Origin of the sequence: Acinetobacter lwoffii (genome assembly GCF_024129855.1) — a bacterium.
GTDB classification, from domain to species: Bacteria; Pseudomonadota; Gammaproteobacteria; order Pseudomonadales; family Moraxellaceae; genus Acinetobacter; species Acinetobacter lwoffii_L.
This window is the reverse complement of the sequence record NZ_JAMXXC010000078.1, coordinates 1-382: the sequence shown is the minus strand read 5'-3', so window position 1 is coordinate 382 and position 382 is coordinate 1. Positions and strand designations below refer to the sequence as shown.

1 protein-coding gene is annotated in these 382 nt (G+C 40.8%); it reads left to right on the top strand.

Going from position 1 to position 382, the window contains the following annotated elements; translation table 11 throughout:
* Positions 1 to 382: IS5 family transposase (locus tag NI465_RS16575; RefSeq protein ID WP_253146006.1), on the top strand; the 382-nt coding region annotated here is incomplete at both ends.

The window sequence follows — 382 nt, the reverse complement described above, 5'->3', positions numbered from 1 at the left end:
TCTTTACGTATGGTTACTGGCTTTGTGCAAAGTCTGATTAAACTTTGCGGATTAAATTGGATAGCTCCAGATTACACCACGCTTTGTAGAAGACAAAAGCATATTGATATTGCAATCAGCTACCAAAAAAGTAGCGATGGGCTGCATCTACTCATGGACTCTTCAGGCATGAAGTTTCTAGGTGAGGGCGAATGGAAGCGCAAGAAACATGGACCTGAATATCGTCGCCAATGGCGTAAACTTCATATTGGTATAGATGCTAAAACCCTACAAATACGAGCAGTTCAGCTTACAACCAATAATGTCAGTGATTCACAGGTGCTTGGTGATTTACTTAATCAGATTCCACAAGATGAGCAGATTGACTCTGTTTATACCGATG